Genomic DNA, 16,078 nt, shown 5'->3' on the forward strand with positions numbered 1-16,078 from the left:
TTCTTTAAGAAAGCCCCTGCAGCAATGACCTAGTTTGCTGTAGGGGCTTTTCTCTATCGGCAAGAAACAATTCAATATCCTTAGCGGTGGCAGTTATGGCAGTTATGACAGTTGTGACAGTTATGACAGTTCGAGCATCGGAAGCAACTGGTGCAATTGGAACAGTTAAAGCAATTCGTGCAGTTAAAGCAATTGGTACACGTAAAGCAATTGGTACAGTTCGTGCAAAAGAAGACGCATAATCTAGCATCTTGCTGGCTTTGTACGTTCCAAGGTGTCACTTCACTTGCTGTGAACTCGGAAACCGTCAAATTCTGAAGATCATTTTGAAATTCATTCATTTACGAAAACCTCCATTTAATAGATAGTTGTGTCGGCATCATACTCTTTGTGAATTCAGCCAATTATTCGACTACTCCATGACAACATATGAACTCAGCTCCGCACTTGTTACTGATTAAAATGCCTATTTCATTGTGAATTTTCAGGACAAAAAGGAGCCTAGCCAATTCGGCTGAGCTCCTTTTGCTTTTCGTTTTTGTTGATTTAACTTAGTCTGCTTGAAATGATCTGATTTACAGCTCGTAACGCAGAAGAGATCGCACCTTCAATCCAACCGGGAAAAAGACTCGTATTATCGCCAGCAAAGTAAATTCTACCTTGTTCGGCAGACAGTGTTGGGAGCATTCGAATCATCTGTTTCGGCTTATACCAAGCATATGCACCTCGGGAGTAAGGATTATGATCCCAAGAAAAGACCGTCCCACCTTCATATTGATACGACAATTCAGGAAGCACCTGTTTGATTTCTGATACAGCTGAATGAAAGTTACCAGCTTTAGATAGTTCTCGCGCCGATTCACCGGAGGCGTACGAACAAATTAGCCCCCTCCTTGATGTCGTTTGAGTGAATGTAGCATCAAGCAACCATCCAATTTTCAGATCCGTATTTACTGTAGTAAAGGAACTTAAGTTGTTCCAGAATCTAGTTCGGCTTTGTATGACGGTACGCGTAACGGAAGTGGAAAGTTGGTTTTGAATGACATCATTTTTTTCTTTGCTAAGTGGCGGGGAAAAATGAATTGTACGCAGGACTGTAGAGGGAATGGCCACAATGACCCGGTCAGAGCAGATCGTGAACACTTCGCCAGAATTTGTATATTGGATAGTTACCCCTTTATTACTATGTTCAATATGCGTCACGGCACATCCATAACTGATATTAGAGCCAATTGTAAGGGCAAGCTTTTTCGGCAATTGATCCATTCCACCTGCTATCGTCTGTGTATTTCTGCCGGAACTGGCCATTTTTAAGTCAAGCAGTCGCTGTAACGCAGATACTTTGCGAATACCATCACCTAACATCTGCATATATCCGATTTCAAGCAACTTAATCGCACCCGAAGAAGCTCCTTGGCTAATAAGATATTCTTCCATTGTCATAGAATCTAGCAGTACCGCTTGTTTTGTGGGCCAGCCCGGCAAAGAAGGATCTCCCGTCGCGTTAAGCCCCGGCTTAAGATACTTTTCCAGCATTCCCGCATATCCTAAAGTTCTTTCCTCGGATGTAAGTGAAACAGGCCACCAGGCAGGTTCAACCGGAGAATCTATGATTAATCTCCCGTCGATATATGACAAACTTCTATTTGGGGCTGGTACATTTATTAATTGGACTCCGGCTTGCTGGGCATAATGCAATGTGAGAAAATGATGCGCTCCAATGAACGCAGCCCCCATTTCGCAAAATAATCCGTCAGCAAATTGATCCCGCATTGTGTATATGCGACCACCCGGTTGACTATTTGCCTCTAATAAACGCACGTTATATCCTTGTTTCATAAGCTCCAAAGTGCATACCAAACCCGCCATCCCTGCCCCAATAACTACAATACGCTCAGGAAAACGACCTATTAACATAAAATCCGATTCCTCCAAATATTACTTTTATATACATCATGTGTGTTTATAATCCTTTACTTTCTAGATACTTTGTATTATTCTATGCTGTCCGTTACCTCAATAAAACAATAGAGGAGCTGCCTGAAGCAAGCTCCCCCACTAAGTATCGCAACATTTCCCTAACCGCTCATTTTTCTTTTTTTCTCCATCAAGGTGCAAAGGAATCCCCTCACATGGTCAACAATGACACCATACCCGCCCTACACTGGTCATTAATGATCAGTGTTACCTCAAAAACAAACAAGCAAGACGCTGTGGCGCTTGCTTGCTTGTTTGTTTGTTTGTTTGTTTGTTTGAAACTATCGATAACAATAGGTAAGCAATTGAAATGATCTCTAGCTTAGTACACCAGAAATAGAAAACTCTATCATATTGCAAATGTCATAGTAATGATAACCAATAAGATAAATAGAACCAATACCGCTGCTGAACTAGTACCAATCCCTGCTGCATATCCCATATTAGTCACTCCTTTAATTTGAAATTCATTCTTTTCTTCAAAAGAAAAACGGGCTCCTTTGAAAGAAAAATGGGGACTCCTCAATGGCCAACAAATCAAAAAGAACAAGTGGAGTAAAAGGGTTGAAGAATGGACTGAATGGTGTAAATGCACTTGTGCTCACGGGTTTGGCATTTGAACGAAGATAGATTTTGTCATGGGTGCTCTTATGCAAAATGCCTTCTAAGACTTGCCCTTGTTGTGTCATCACGTAAACATGTTTACCCGTGAGGGATTTTAGCCGATTTTTGTCAATGGACAATTTTATCACCCCTTAGTGTTGCATTCTCTTACAAAACTTGAGATGTGATATCAATTACCATACAAACGCACTAGTAATGATAACCAAAAGGATAAAAAGAACCAAGACAACAGCCGTACTTGTACCCACACCACCGCTATAACAGCCTCCTGCAGTATAACCCATTCTGATTAGCTCCCTTCTTTATCAGATAGTCTATTGTATTTTAATGGCATTTAAAATGTATTGGACAAATGTAGGTTATCAAAAGCCTGTTTTGAGATTAGGATCAAACAGTACTAATAATCACCTAGTAGGAGGCTGTTCCTTTGAATAATTATCTATCGTCTGCTTTGTTTGAACATCGGTTTTGGTTACATTTGAATGCCAAAAATCCTCCAACTCCACGATTACTCTGGAACTGAAGGATTTCTCATTTTTTTATGTATGCAGCTGAGCCTTGAACTTTAGCTTTGCCTATCCGATTTGAGCCATATATACGCCCTCTAACTCGGTTGCAGCCTCTTTAATATCATATCCGGCTTGTTGGACCGCTCGAATCCTGATCTCTTCTGAAGCCCTGTCACTGCGAATCGCTTTCAATAACCACTGGGCCCATATGGCTGCGTCTTGCTCCAAACTCAAGAAAGCGAAAAAACCGGCCTTCAGATTAGCCTCATCTGGCAAAGCATCCGAAACCACACAAGGAACACCTGCCGCTTGCGCTTCAATTAATATCATCGGCAGACCATCTTCAAAAGAGGGCAGCGCGAGCACATCAATCTCCTGAAGGAGCTCGGCAATATCTTCCCGTATGCCAAGTAAATGAACGCGGTTCTGAATTCCCTTTTGCTCAAGAATCGCCTCAATTTGCGGACGCAGAGCCCCATCACCAATCAGAATCAGCCGCGCATTCGGGAGCCGGTACAGCAGTTCTTCAAAAACTTCAATCAGATATCGGTGATTCTTCACAGCACTAAAACGCCCAATATGGCCAACAATCGGCTCATCCAGCGGAATCTTCAGCTGCTCACGAAGCGAGACACACTTTGTTATTCGGTTGGTATAGAGACTAAGATCAATGCCATTGCGCAGCATTTTACCTCGTTTATCGTTCATCCACTGGAATCCAAATAGTGCTTGGCTAGCCGTCTGCGAGCTTCCAACCCAACTTGTAGCCAGACGTCGAATCATATTTTTCTTAAACCAACGGGACATCTTATTTGGTGAAATCGAAAAAGTAGCTTCCCTTAAGCTGTGACTATGTGCAATGCGAATGGGAATGCCAAGAAATCTGGCGATCAATAAAGTGAATCCACTTGCATCCGTATTATGACTATGTATCGCTTGAAAAGGTCCTTCTTGTTGAATAATCGCTTTCAAATCAAACAAATATCCGAACCGACCTGCGTGATAGGGTTTCCCAAGATGAAAAATCCGTCCGCCCAAAGCGCGTATTTCTTCGTCATAATCGGAAGGATTCTGCGTATGGACCACAAAATCGAATTGAACCTTGGATCGGTCCACATTCCGATATACCTTCATAATAAAGCTTTGCGCACTATCCTGATTCATATGACTAATTTGATGCAATATCCTTAATGGGCGACTGCTCAAAGCCATTCCCCCTACTTGAGTTATGAATATGAACCAACAACATGTTAATTGCAATCCCCAGATGTATATATAAATCAATAAATACTGGATATTTTTTTACTTAATATAGGAAAAATAGGGGGGATAAGTTAACAAAATGTCATAGAATGTAAACGCTATCTATCTAAAATTGTAGCATGAATTCCTGGCAATTCCTATACTTAGATTAAGATTAGATAAAGATTTGATAAATTTTTTTACACTTTCTGCCTATTTTTAGAGACAGCAAATAGAAAAATACCGAGAAAATTTCTGCATCAGCAGATTTCCTCGGATTCTATGTGTCTCCATGCTATTGATCTAGATGCCAGGATAACCCGGAGGATATGGCGGATAGTAATGTGCGAGTGCCTATTTGGTGTATCGTTTGCGGAAAATGAGCTTGTTTCAAGTCTTCTTGCTACCTCTTTCCTTTCCAAACATCACTTAAACCTACCCAAAAGACTAAAATCGTGGTGATCACAATAAAGCGAAAATCCCAGGCATTCGGAAAGTCATTCATCCGAGTTCCAGATGCGCGAAGCACTAGCACGAACAGGAGAAGGACCAAATCAAAAAACATGCAATACGCCATGCGAGCCGATAGTTTGTACAGAGGAAGTTTGTCCATCATTTTGCCGAATCCTAGAATGTCTGACCATCTCGAAGATTCTTTGGATTTATTCCGGGGGGAGTTGTCCTCGGGCCGATCATTGATCGGCTTTTGTTCGTCTTGCATCCTTTTGGCCAGCTCCTTGCAACGAATCATGGGCGTCCAGCCACATCAGAATGGCTGCAACAAAGCTTAAGCCGGCTACGAATAATCCCCCCATATTGGACAGCAGCTTCATCTCCCATGTCATGATTAAAGCTAGAAAACTCACTAGAAATGCGAGAAAGGAAGCTGTTTTTTTCATCGAGATTCCTATCATAATCTCCTCCACCTCCTTATTCGCTGATAGTATAGGATATGAGAGATTGATAGATTTGGTGCAGATGAAGCATTGCTCAATTCATGCAAAAGAGGACTTAAGAGGCGTCCCTCTTAAGTCCCTTAGCGCCATTACCTATTCAGCAAGCTGCCCACATAACGCAGTAATTCATTCGCACATACCGGGCAATACCCGTGTTCGTCGATCAATTGCTTTGTCACATCATTAATTTTCTTCAACTGCTTTTCATCCGGTGTTTTGGAGGAGGTTGTAATTTTCACAATATCCTTCAAGTCCGCGAAAAGCTTCTTCTCAATGGCTTCGCGCAGTCGTTCATGGCTGCTGTAGTCAAATTTCCGCCCCTTGCGGGAATATGAGGATATCCGGATCAGAATTTCTTCGCGGAATGCTTTTTTGGCATTTTCTGAAATTCCGATTTGTTCCTCAATCGAACGCATCAGGCGCTCATCGGGATCCATTTCCTCACCGGTCAGCGGGTCTTTGATTTTCCCCCAATTACAGTAAGCTTCAATATTATCGAGATAGTTGTCGAAAATCGTTCTGGCTGACTCCTCGAAGGAATAGACGAAGGCTTTCTGCACTTCTTTCTTAGCAATATCATCATACTCTTTGCGCGCCACAGAAATGAAGTTCAAATAACGCTCACGCTCATCTTTGGTAATCGATGGATGTTGGTCTAACCCGTCTTTGAGCGCGCGCAGCACATCTAATGCGTTAATGCACTGAAGATCTTGACGGATCAAAGCACTTGAAATCCGGTTAATGACGTACCGCGGATCAATACCGCTCATGCCTTCTTCCTGGAATTCATTTTGCATTTCCTTGAGATCTGCCTCTTTGTAGCCTTCGACGACTTCTCCGTCGTACATTCTCATTTTTTTGACCAAATCCATGCCTTGCTTCTTCGTTTCTTTCAACCGTGTAAGGATAGAGAAAATGGCCGCATCCCTTAAAGCGTGCGGAGCAATATGAATGTGCGACATATCGCTTTGACTGATCAGTTTGGCATATATTTTCTCTTCATCCGATACCCGTAAATTATAAGGAATTGGCATGACGATCATCCGGGATTGCAGCGCCTCATTTTTCTTATTCGAAATAAATGACTTATACTCGGTTTCGTTGGTATGAGCAATAATCAGCTCATCCGCGCTAATTAACGCGAACCTGCCTGCTTTGAAGTTGCCCTCTTGCGTGAGTGACAACAAGTTCCAGAGGAACTTTTCATCGCATTTCAGCATCTCTTGAAACTCCATGATACCGCGATTAGCTTTATTCAGCTCACCGTCAAAGCGATAGGCGCGCGGATCGGACTCGGACCCAAATTCGGTAATGGTAGAGAAATCAATGCTGCCTGTCAGGTCGGCAATATCCTGCGATTTGGGATCGGATGGGCTGAATGTTCCAATCCCCACACGCCCTTCTTCTGAAATAAACACTCGTTCGATCAAGACATCTTCAATGCAGCCATTGTACTCTGTTTTTAAACGCATTTGGCAGGAAGGACATAAGCTCCCTTCAATCTTCACGCCTAACTCGCGTTCAATTTCGGGACGCAGCTCGAGTGGAATGAGATGTAGCGGTTCTTCGTGCATCGGACATCCTTTAATCGCATAGACAGCCCCTAAATCTGTTTTGGCAAACTGCTCTAACCCACGCTTCAGCATGGTCACAATGGTTGACTTCCCACCGCTTACAGGACCCATTAGCAGCAAAATACGCTTGCGAACATCCAATCGACGGGCTGCGGAATGGAAATATTCTTCCACAAGCTTCTCAATAGCACGATCCAAACCGAAGATTTCTTGGTTGAAAAAACTGTAGGATTTGTGCCCAGATTGGTCATTGATACCTTGCGATGCAATCATATCATAGACTCTTGAATGCGCTGTTCTCGCGAGTCCAGGATTTTTGCGAAGCAATTCTATGTACTCCGCGAACGTACCGGTCCAGCTCAATGAATCCTTCTCCGTACGATGCTCCGAAATTCTCTTGAATATGTCCATGGGTACCTCCTTTCACTGCTGCCTTTCACTAATAGGTCAGCTCGTGATGGTGAATTGTGTACTACAATCCTATGCACTCATGGAGCATAACTTGCCCGAAATTTTTATGAGAATTGGATTTCAGCAGATGCTGGCATCATCATGATCATTTTGGTGCCCTGTTCAGATTTGCTTTCTATTCGGAGTCCATAAGCCTCCCCATAGACCATCTGGATCCTCCGATGGACGTTCAGAACGCCTATCCCGCCTTTGATACCCGTCTCATCGATTTCACCGTCTGCCAATCGGTTGGCATTCAATTTCTCTTGCAGCTGTGTCAGCTTCGTCTCTGACATGCCAGATCCATTGTCCTCCACACTTATCCAAAAAATTCCTTCCTTTATACCTCCATCAATTCGAATGAAATGATAATCCTCCAATCCTTCCGGGAAGGCATGTTGAAACACATTTTCGATCAGCGGCTGAAGGGTCAGGCGTACCATGACATGAAGCAGATATTCAGGCTTGATCGCCACATCGATCTCGAATTCTCGTCCTATTCGATGCCTCAGTACAACCAGATAATAAAGAACATGTTTCAACTCATTTGCTACGGTAATTTCTTCCAGATTCGTCTGAACCGAATACCTCAGCATATAGGCTAAGGCTTTAACGATTTCGGAAATCTCCTCCGAATCCTGAATCGTGGCATAGCAAACAATCGTCTCCAAGGTGTTATACATGAAATGAGGATTAATTTGCAACTGGAGAGATTGAAATTCAGCCTTTTGGCGTTCCATGCGAATTTCCGAATTGTTTAATTCGACCTGTACCACACGATCAACGGCTTCAGATAGCCGCTTGACCATTAAGTTGTAGCGTACCATCAGCTCAACAATTTCATCCCGGTGAGGCGGGAGTGGAATCGTCGCCCAATTCCCCTTTTCCGTTTCCCGCATGCCGGATTTAAGCACCTGAATCGGTTTGGCAATAGATTTGCCGAATCGATAGGCAAGTAGAATCGCCAAAACTAATGTAAATAACCCAACGACCAGTGTCGTCGATCGGATATTGGAAAGCGGCTTGCGCAATTCACGAAGCGGCATAGAAACCACGAGCTTCCAGCCTGAATAATCGGAGTCGAGGCTTACATACATCCGTTGATCGCCTTCACTTGCATCTATAAAAGAACGAGAATCAGCTTGTTTCAGCTTGCCGACAAATTCTGCGGGTACATTCGTGCCAACTTTGGTTCCATCAGGATGATACACATAATTGCCTTTATCATCAATGATAAATAGGTATCCGTATTTCCCGAGATCTATCCCTTTCCACAAAGCAGATAAATCGGCAGAGCGCATTTCAATGGCAAGCAGGCCGCTCAGCTCAGATGAGGTGAATCCACGAATGCGGCGAACCAAAGTTAACATCTGATTCTCTTGTCCGGCAATAATCGTATGATTTAGAATGCTTAATTGCCCGTCAGCCGTTGTATTCGCCAGGAAATATTCCCTCTGTTTGCGAATATCCTCCGCATTGAAGGATTGCTCCGTTACGCCATTATAATAGTACACCGCATTTTGCTTATCGCTAATTAAATAGACAGAAGCTAGTTTCGGATTTCGTATAAATAAAGGATCCACGCTAATCTCGCGAATGGTATTGCGATACGTATAGAAGTCATACGCTTCCCGAGTAGAAGGCAAGTCTATGAATTCCATAACTTGCCTGTTTGTTAAAATCGAAACGATAGAACGCTCATAATCCTTCAAGTATATATCCGTATGGTGAACCGCGTTTCCGACGATTTGATTCATTTGGTTTTCTACCATTTCATCAGCTCGCCGGAGGTAATCACATAGGAAAAAATGCCAACGCTGCCCAATGAAACAATAATAACAATCATAAAATAAACGAATATTTTCTTCGTAAACCCTCGAATCTTCATTTAATACCTAATCTAGCACGATATTCTGACGGTGAAACGCCAACAATTTTCTTAAAAGTTTTCGTAAAATGAGGGTAGTCGTCATACCCTACATCTGCTGCTACGTCGACGATTCGGACATATGGGATTGCCAGCATTTCTTTTGCTTTCGTCATGCGCTTGTTGATTCGATACTGCACAAAGGTCTCATGCGTTATTTTCTTAAACAGTGCGCTGAAATATGTCGGCGTTAATCCGACCATCGCAGCGACTTGGTCCAGCGTAATATCCTCCGACAGCTTGCTGTCGATAAAGGCTTTGGCCTCTTCCATCGGGTCCTTGAAATTGCCGCTTCGGACGGCCAGCAGGCCTTTTACCATATCGTGAAGGCCTTTCTCGAAGGCATCAAGCGCTTCTTTCACGCTGTCAGCCTGCAAGTGGGCAGGCACGGAATCAGGCGAATAACTGCGTGATTGAAAGCGTTTTACAAGAATGCCATTGCAATCATCCAATAGTTCTTTAAGCTGGGCCAGTGAAACATTCGCTGACATGCAGTAGTCACGCCAGCGAACCATGAGGCTAGTCAATTCCTCGATTTGCAAAGCCCATATTTGCTGTTCCATCTGATCAATCCACTCGATATAACGGGAAGGCGGTATATAGCTGCGCGCTGGCTTTCTAATCAATTGATTCAGCATATCATGGACATCGGATTTGGTGACCGGCTTCAGCAAATAATGTCGAACACCATAATTCACACTTTTTTGCGCATATTCAAAGTCACTGTAGCCGGATATCACAACGGTCTTAATATGAGGGAATTCTTCATAAATGATTCGGCATAGTTCCAGTCCGTCCATTTTGGGCATGCGAACATCCGTCAACACAAGATCTGGCTCTGAAGCCCGAATTCGCTCTAACGCAGCCTCGCCATTCTCGGCCGTCTGAATTTTGGAGAACGCGGGTGCATACAATTCCGCCATCTTCATCAACCCTCTGCGAATGACAGGTTCATCATCTACGATCAATACATGCATGTCCAGACCCCCTAATGCTTCTCATGTCGCTGATTCAATTATGACTTCTTATGCCAAACGAGTTTGAGAGAACCGCCAAGTAACAGCCTGATAAGACGTCCATGCCTCGCTGTCCCCAGTCAACTCTCCGGCATATTGGCCATCTGGATGCCGGGTGACCGTCAGTTTCCGCCAACTGCATGTCCCGTCCTCATAGTTGAAAGATTCGCCGTCATCGTCATACAAAAGTCCCTCGCCAGGCTCAGTGCCGAAATGGACAAGTTCCAGCGGGACCTGCGTTCCGGCTGCCGGAACATGCGGCAAAGATGGCATCATCGGGATGACAGCTCCGCTTTTGACAAATACAGGAATTCGTTCTAAGCCGGCTTGAACTCGAATGATGCAGCCCCCGTTATAGCGCTCTCCAGTCTCTAGGCCATACCAGATGCCTGCCGGCAATAGGACCGCTCGTTCTGTTTCTCCTTCAACCAGCGGTGCGATTAACAGCGCATCTCCGACCATAAACTGGTCGTCCCATTCTCTCACTTTTTTCTTGCCATAAGCCGCGTCTGTCGTATTCAGCATATGCTGCTCCGCTTCGACAAGCTTCGCTTCTGCGGCAGCGATCTCGGATGGGGACATCACGAACGGCATGGCTTGGAAAGGAGGAATTCCTTGCTCACGATATTTGGCGAAAGCTGTATACAAATAAGGCAGCAGTCTCATCCGCAGCTTGATATAATGGCGAACAACATCCTCCACCTCTGGGAAAGACCACGGCTTCGTACCATCTCCCCATGCGTTCAGCATCGCTAAGGGAGAGAAGCACACGGTTTGCATACGACGCACCCAATCTTCAGCATTTCTAGCTCTACGCACCTCAGGCGTCCACAGCAGACCGCTAAAGGAAGAGTTGCAAAGCGCGCGAATAAATTGCTTATGATCATATAGATCCGAGTACAGCACATAAGGCATCGTGGATGCCGCAGCGTTCGAAGCTCTGACAAGCCCGTACGTTCTGCGGTTTTTGCTGCGAAACAGGTCGGCTGTCATTTTTTGAAACATCAGCCCGTACATCTGTCTCATCTGTTCGCCGTCCAGCCCCGATGGAAACTTCGCATGTCCTGGAAACATCCAGGAATTGTTGGTCAATTCACTGCCGTCGCATTCATCCAGCTTATAACCGGACACGCCGATATCTACATGCTGCTCTTCATGCTGCTTTTTGTACAGACTAGCGGCTTCTGTTAACGAATAATCAGGCGCCAGCCCTCCCCATACGGTATGACTGCCCGAAAGCGGCTGCAGATCCGCATACAATTCGCTGTTCGGCGATACAAAGGGATGCTCCCACAGGTTCACGCGAAAACCGCTTTGCGCCAGCTTCTGCACGAAGGGTCCAGGCTCGGGGAATCTGCTCTTCTCCCACTCATACGTAACTGGATAGCTGTGGCTGTGCCAGCCTGGTTCCAGTCCGATCACATCGCACGGAACATCATGAAGACGGAATTGCTCCGCTTCCTCCAGTACCTGCTGCTCATTATACATCGTCGGAACGCGGTGCCAGAAGCCAAGGCCCCACTTCGGAGGCAGCACGCCGCCACCGCCAAATAAATTATATCTAGACACCACATCCGCAAGAGTAGGTCCCCCAAATACATAGACGTGCGCGCCTTCGGCAGGAATACGAATTTCTACCCGTGATGCGACCGGCGTTGCTAACCATCCCCGATCGGTATTGCGATCTCGAATCGCTTCGCTATGCGTGTCCTCCTGCTTGAGCGTTGATCCGCAATACATCGTTACGATTCGCGAAGTATCCACCCATACGCCGTAGCCAAGGTCGCTGACATAAAAAGGCACAGGAGCATGCGTTTCACCAGTATCCTGCTTGGGGTCGCTGTTCACACGCAGATAACGGTTCCTTCCCCGCTGATTCATCCGCAATAATTGAAGACCTGTCCCATACAGCTTCTCGGTTCGATCCAGCGGAAAGGACAAAATGAGACTCTCCCCTGCTTCCTCAAGCTGAATGCTGTTCCAATCAAACGGTGGCTTCACTTGCGGCATTTGCTGCAAAGCCTCCTCTTTCGGTGTAACTTCCATCCACGATAGCGGGGTGATCGCCTTCGGTTCTCTGATCGTCAGGCGCCATACGCCCGGTGCTGATAATTGCCAATTGTTTGTATCCATGTAGAGCCTCCATTCCTTTTTTTATAAAGTCGGAACCTTAATCTCCTGCGTCTGCCCGGTTTCGCTAGCGAGCTTGGCATAATGAACAAGCGCCCCAGTTTTCAAATAATCCCTGCCGCTGGTTTCTGCTTCGCGCCCCTCCTGAAGGGATGCCAGAAATTCAGTTAACGTATCCGTTGCATCCACGCCGCTATAGTCCTCGAATAATTGGACTCCCCCGTTCCGTATCACACGAATTTGCATATCCACGACTTCCATAGCACCCTCAGTGCCTTCAAGCCTCCAATTGCCGCTCCAAGGTGTTTCGGTCCCGCGTGAAGCGATGGACGCGTTATAAGCAGCCGTTATGCCACCTTCCAATTCAATGAAAGCGTAAGCATTTATTACGGCACCGTCTTCTTCCCAAGCATTCACTGGATTGTACAGCTTAGCTTGTACCGTCTTCCCTTCTTTACCGCTCAAATAGCGAATCATATCCAAATGATGGACACCAATGTCATCAAGAATACTAACCGTATATCTCCGCTGAACGTGATGGTATCTGTAAAACTGGATATCCAAAGACGATAGCCTTCCGATAACACCCTCATCCAAAAGCTCTTTCATTTTACGTATACAAGGCATTCTGCGATAATTCTCCGCGATCATAAAAGGCAGCTTCTCCCTAGCAGCTCGAGCAACAACCTCAATGGATTCCGCATAGTCAAAAGAGATCGGCTTCTCGCACAAAACAGCCAGCTTATGATCAAATGCCGCGTTATTCACCACCGTGTGCATCATTGGCGAAGTTACGTTTACAAGAAAATCTGCATGTTCACACTGTAAAGCTTCTTCAAGCGAAGTGTAAAAAGGGAACGGATCCTCATTCATCTTCGCCTTCATCGTGCTGTCGACCTCGACAACGGCTGCTAATAAGCCACGATCTCTCAGACGTTTATACCAACTGAACCCTGCAGATCCCAAACCAACCAATATTGCCTTCATGGATCACGACCTCCTAGATTTTCAATGGAACCATCCTATTTCGGGTGTTTTCTGCATGCTGGAACCCGCCAGCCACCCAGAAAAGAACCGCGCCTCTTCAGCGCTTTGTTACCTTCATTATAGGAATTATTCCGCTTAGCAGAAAGGATAAAATTAAGGTGGGTATGTCTTTTTTTACGATATCATTCTATGCCAAAGAGATATCCTACAGCAGGTCGCTTTGCTGGACGGATACCTCTTTGATTAAGAATATGACCAATTGACATAGCATATGATACTTTTCTCATCTGAGTCTGCCCTTTCGGCAGGCTAAGCGCGGGTTCGGTGAGGCTGTCCCTTAAGCCAAATTTAGTAGGTAAGCGCCGATAGATGATGGGATTAATTACTTTCATGTGGAAATGAAGGGCTTCCCGATCAGTTCGGCTCACCCGAGTGTAAAAGCCTGCGAATATACAGGAATTTCCGGCCGAATTCGGTTAAAAAGTGGAAATGCCTGCAATTGTGCAGGCATTTGTATCTTTTTCAGCCGCTCATCCAGAAAAAGCCTCAAAAGCCTGCACAAACGCAGGAATTTAACAGTTGAGGCTATTCCAAGAGCAAAAAAGATGCATAATTGCAGGTTTAGAGAAAGCAACTGGAACTAGAGCCGTTAATCGAAAAGTAAAAGTAAGTTTTGTATAGGCACGATTGAGCCTCTCCGAATGCCTATCAATAAGGCTGTCTGGGACAGCGCAGATTCGATGCCGCCTCCATCCGGAGACAGCATTTTCGGTAGGCTCAGAGCGGATTTGGTGCTGTCTCCCTCTGGAGACTGCCTTTTTGGCAGGCTTAGCATCCATTACCGGAGATGCTGCCTGCTTTGTGCATTGAGCCTGCCCTCTCGGCAGGCCCAGATCCATTACCGGAGATGCTGCCTACTTTGTGCATTGAGCCTGCCCTCTCGGCAGGCTCAGCGCAGATTCCATGCCGCCCCCATCCGGAAACGGCCTTTTCGGCAGCTTATTTATTATCGAGCATAATCGCTCCTTGCTTATTGTTCCAGCGTTCTGTCGCTTCTTTAATAATCTCGTTGCCGCCTTTGGACTTATACTCTTCGATGACTTTCGGCCAATCGGAGATCGGTTCTTTGCCGTAAATCATTTTAATCATATGGTCGATGATAAGTTTCGGACCTACGTCAGGTTGAGGCGCGGCAAGATCAGGAAATTTAGCGAAGCTGCTCAAATCCGGATAAAATCCGATGCCTGGCAAGCCTTCCTTCGTAAGGACCTCGTCGAATGCTTTCAAGGTGGCTTTGCCATCCTCATTCAGCAGCAGTCTAGGCTTGTTGTAAGTAGAATCGTGCACGGCCCACATGGTTCCGCTGCGGAACCCTTCTTCATCCGTCTGTTCCTTGGTCGTTGGAAATTTATAATTGATTTTACCGCTGCTGTCCTTCGTGTACGTATCGCCTTCAATGCCGAAGGTGAAGAAGGTTTCGGCTTCCGGTGAAATCATCCATTCGAACATTTTGATAATGTTGGCAGCTGTTTCCGGCTTCACATTTTTATTAATATAGAACGTACGGATGACAGGTGCGTAATAGAAATAGCCGCCTTTGCCTTCCGGTCCTTTTGGCGAAGCAATGATGTCAACTTTGGAGCCTGGAACCGCTTGTTGCGCCTTGGTGCGATAGCCCGGCAAGCCAGAAGCGTTTTGCGACCAGATGCCCGCTTTGCCCGCCTCAATGCTTTTCGTAAAATCAGTTGAACTAATGGTTGCGAATTCCTTAGGGATCAAGCCCTCGTCATACATCGTTTTGTAAGTAGTGAGCGCTTTCTGAACATTCTCGACATCGAAAAATTTCGGGACCACTTGACCGTTCACCAGCTCAAATTGATCCTTATAAGGAAGTACATCGAAAGCACCAAGAATAACGTCCGCATACTTGAAGTTTTCTCTCATTTGATACGGATTCTCGACTCCCAGCTTCTTGAACGCACGCAGTACATTCAGAAACTCGTCTACGGTTTTCGGTGCCTGAAGGCCTGTTTTCTCCAACAGATCTGTACGAATATAGGTGGATCGGCGGGAAGGATTGCTCAGGAATTCGGGTACGCCATAAATCTTGCCGTTATATGAAACACTATCCCAGGCTGCTTTGGGGATCAGTTTCATCAAATTCGGCGCATTCTGCTTCAGCAGCTCGTCCAAGGGCATAAACACACCGTTCTCTACGGAACCTGACATCGACTTGCTGCCAGGACCGCCAATGCTGCCAACCACATCTGGAATTTCGTTGCTTGCGAACATAAGGCCGAACTTGGAATCCTCCATGACCTTTACGTTCATATCCGTATTCGTCAATTCCTCCAGCTTCAAGATCCATTTATCCTTGTTCAAATCCGGCACGGTGGTGTGATACCCGGTGTTGACCGTCGTTGGATAAAGGATAGAGAACTTCGTCGGTTCTTTCTTCCCGTTCGCTGCGGAAGACTGCGGCGTTGCCTTATCCGCTACTTTCCCATCCGTCGAACACGCGGTTAATGCGGAAGCCGTCATCAGTACAGCCAAACCAAGACTAAGCGTTTTTTTCATGTAAACCCCTTCTTCCTTTAATATACTGTAAACGATTTCATTCACTGCCTATATCATATTGAATATCGGGAACTTCTTGTATGTATTAATTTAAGCTGCCCTGTGAATT

General features: G+C 45.4%; 13 protein-coding genes. All 13 read right to left on the minus strand.

The features are described 5' to 3' along the window. Positions 1-80: 80 nt before the first annotated feature. The 13 genes from BC351_RS44245 to BC351_RS03140 all read right to left on the minus strand — a co-directional run bounded on the left by BC351_RS44245 (position 81) and on the right by BC351_RS03140 (position 15,969). On the minus strand, positions 81-341 hold the full coding sequence (locus BC351_RS44245) for a heterocycloanthracin/sonorensin family bacteriocin (protein ID WP_079409248.1): 261 nt from the start codon (positions 339-341) through the stop codon (positions 81-83). A gap of 205 nt (positions 342-546) precedes the next feature. Then, the gene (locus tag BC351_RS03090; protein ID WP_079409249.1) at positions 547-1,917 is read right to left on the minus strand and encodes a flavin monoamine oxidase family protein; all 1,371 of its coding nucleotides are present in this window, start codon (positions 1,915-1,917) and stop codon (positions 547-549) included. 409 nt (positions 1,918-2,326) lie between these two features. After that, entirely contained in the window at positions 2,327-2,419 is a 93-nt protein-coding gene (locus tag BC351_RS43200) for a YjcZ family sporulation protein (RefSeq protein ID WP_238166951.1), read from the minus strand. Between the two features lie 355 nt (positions 2,420-2,774). Next, positions 2,775-2,885: a sporulation protein YjcZ gene (locus BC351_RS43205; protein ID WP_144028258.1), complete on the minus strand. Its 111-nt coding sequence runs from the start codon at positions 2,883-2,885 to the stop codon at positions 2,775-2,777. A 291-nt stretch (positions 2,886-3,176) separates the two neighbouring features. Further along, positions 3,177-4,316 (minus strand): glycosyltransferase, encoded by a 1,140-nt coding sequence (locus tag BC351_RS03100; protein WP_158081967.1) that lies wholly within the window; start codon positions 4,314-4,316, stop codon positions 3,177-3,179. A gap of 439 nt (positions 4,317-4,755) precedes the next feature. Beyond that, positions 4,756-5,073 (minus strand): hypothetical protein, encoded by a 318-nt coding sequence (locus BC351_RS03105; RefSeq protein ID WP_079409252.1) that lies wholly within the window; start codon positions 5,071-5,073, stop codon positions 4,756-4,758. Continuing rightward, complete coding sequence (locus tag BC351_RS03110; RefSeq protein WP_079409253.1) at positions 5,045-5,266, minus strand: hypothetical protein; 222 nt, start codon at positions 5,264-5,266, stop codon at positions 5,045-5,047. Before BC351_RS03110 ends, BC351_RS03105 begins: the two co-directional genes overlap by 29 nt. Before the next feature lie 131 nt (positions 5,267-5,397). After that, the gene (locus BC351_RS03115; protein WP_079409254.1) at positions 5,398-7,293 is read right to left on the minus strand and encodes a PrkA family serine protein kinase; all 1,896 of its coding nucleotides are present in this window, start codon (positions 7,291-7,293) and stop codon (positions 5,398-5,400) included. Between the two features lie 104 nt (positions 7,294-7,397). Then, positions 7,398-9,089, minus strand: a complete 1,692-nt coding sequence (locus BC351_RS03120) for a cache domain-containing sensor histidine kinase (RefSeq protein ID WP_079409423.1) — start codon at positions 9,087-9,089, stop codon at positions 7,398-7,400. Between the two features lie 127 nt (positions 9,090-9,216). After that, positions 9,217-10,236 carry a response regulator transcription factor gene (locus BC351_RS03125; RefSeq protein WP_079409255.1) on the minus strand — a complete coding sequence of 340 codons (1,020 nt, stop codon included), beginning with the start codon at positions 10,234-10,236 and terminating at the stop codon, positions 9,217-9,219. A gap of 48 nt (positions 10,237-10,284) precedes the next feature. Next, positions 10,285-12,408 carry a glycoside hydrolase family 31 protein gene (locus BC351_RS03130; RefSeq protein WP_079409256.1) on the minus strand — a complete coding sequence of 708 codons (2,124 nt, stop codon included), beginning with the start codon at positions 12,406-12,408 and terminating at the stop codon, positions 10,285-10,287. A gap of 21 nt (positions 12,409-12,429) precedes the next feature. Next, positions 12,430-13,392 (minus strand): Gfo/Idh/MocA family protein, encoded by a 963-nt coding sequence (locus BC351_RS03135; protein ID WP_079409257.1) that lies wholly within the window; start codon positions 13,390-13,392, stop codon positions 12,430-12,432. A 999-nt stretch (positions 13,393-14,391) separates the two neighbouring features. Further along, a complete protein-coding gene (locus tag BC351_RS03140) occupies positions 14,392-15,969 on the minus strand; it encodes an extracellular solute-binding protein (protein ID WP_079409258.1) in 1,578 nt (525 codons plus the stop codon). Positions 15,970-16,078: the final 109 nt, after the last annotated feature.

Origin of the sequence: Paenibacillus ferrarius, assembly GCF_002027705.1 — a bacterium.
GTDB classification, from domain to species: Bacteria; Bacillota; Bacilli; order Paenibacillales; family NBRC-103111; genus Paenibacillus_E; species Paenibacillus_E ferrarius.

Excerpts from the sequence above, each read along its gene's own strand:
- BC351_RS43200 (WP_238166951.1), bottom strand. The coding sequence starts at position 2,419 with ATGGGATATGCAGCAGGGATTGGTACTAGTTCAGCAGCGGTATTGGTT.
- BC351_RS03090 (WP_079409249.1), bottom strand. The coding sequence starts at position 1,917 with ATGTTAATAGGTCGTTTTCCTGAGCGTATTGTAGTTATTGGGGCAGGG.
- BC351_RS03130 (WP_079409256.1), bottom strand. The coding sequence starts at position 12,408 with ATGGATACAAACAATTGGCAATTATCAGCACCGGGCGTATGGCGCCTG.
- BC351_RS03125 (WP_079409255.1), bottom strand. The coding sequence starts at position 10,236 with ATGCATGTATTGATCGTAGATGATGAACCTGTCATTCGCAGAGGGTTG.
- BC351_RS03135 (WP_079409257.1), bottom strand. The coding sequence starts at position 13,392 with ATGAAGGCAATATTGGTTGGTTTGGGATCTGCAGGGTTCAGTTGGTAT.
- BC351_RS03120 (WP_079409423.1), bottom strand. The coding sequence starts at position 9,089 with ATGAATCAAATCGTCGGAAACGCGGTTCACCATACGGATATATACTTG.
- BC351_RS03115 (WP_079409254.1), bottom strand. The coding sequence starts at position 7,293 with ATGGACATATTCAAGAGAATTTCGGAGCATCGTACGGAGAAGGATTCA.
- BC351_RS43205 (WP_144028258.1), bottom strand. The coding sequence starts at position 2,885 with ATGGGTTATACTGCAGGAGGCTGTTATAGCGGTGGTGTGGGTACAAGT.
- BC351_RS03140 (WP_079409258.1), bottom strand. The coding sequence starts at position 15,969 with ATGAAAAAAACGCTTAGTCTTGGTTTGGCTGTACTGATGACGGCTTCC.
- BC351_RS44245 (WP_079409248.1), bottom strand. The coding sequence starts at position 341 with ATGAATGAATTTCAAAATGATCTTCAGAATTTGACGGTTTCCGAGTTC.
- BC351_RS03110 (WP_079409253.1), bottom strand. The coding sequence starts at position 5,266 with ATGATAGGAATCTCGATGAAAAAAACAGCTTCCTTTCTCGCATTTCTA.
- BC351_RS03105 (WP_079409252.1), bottom strand. The coding sequence starts at position 5,073 with ATGCAAGACGAACAAAAGCCGATCAATGATCGGCCCGAGGACAACTCC.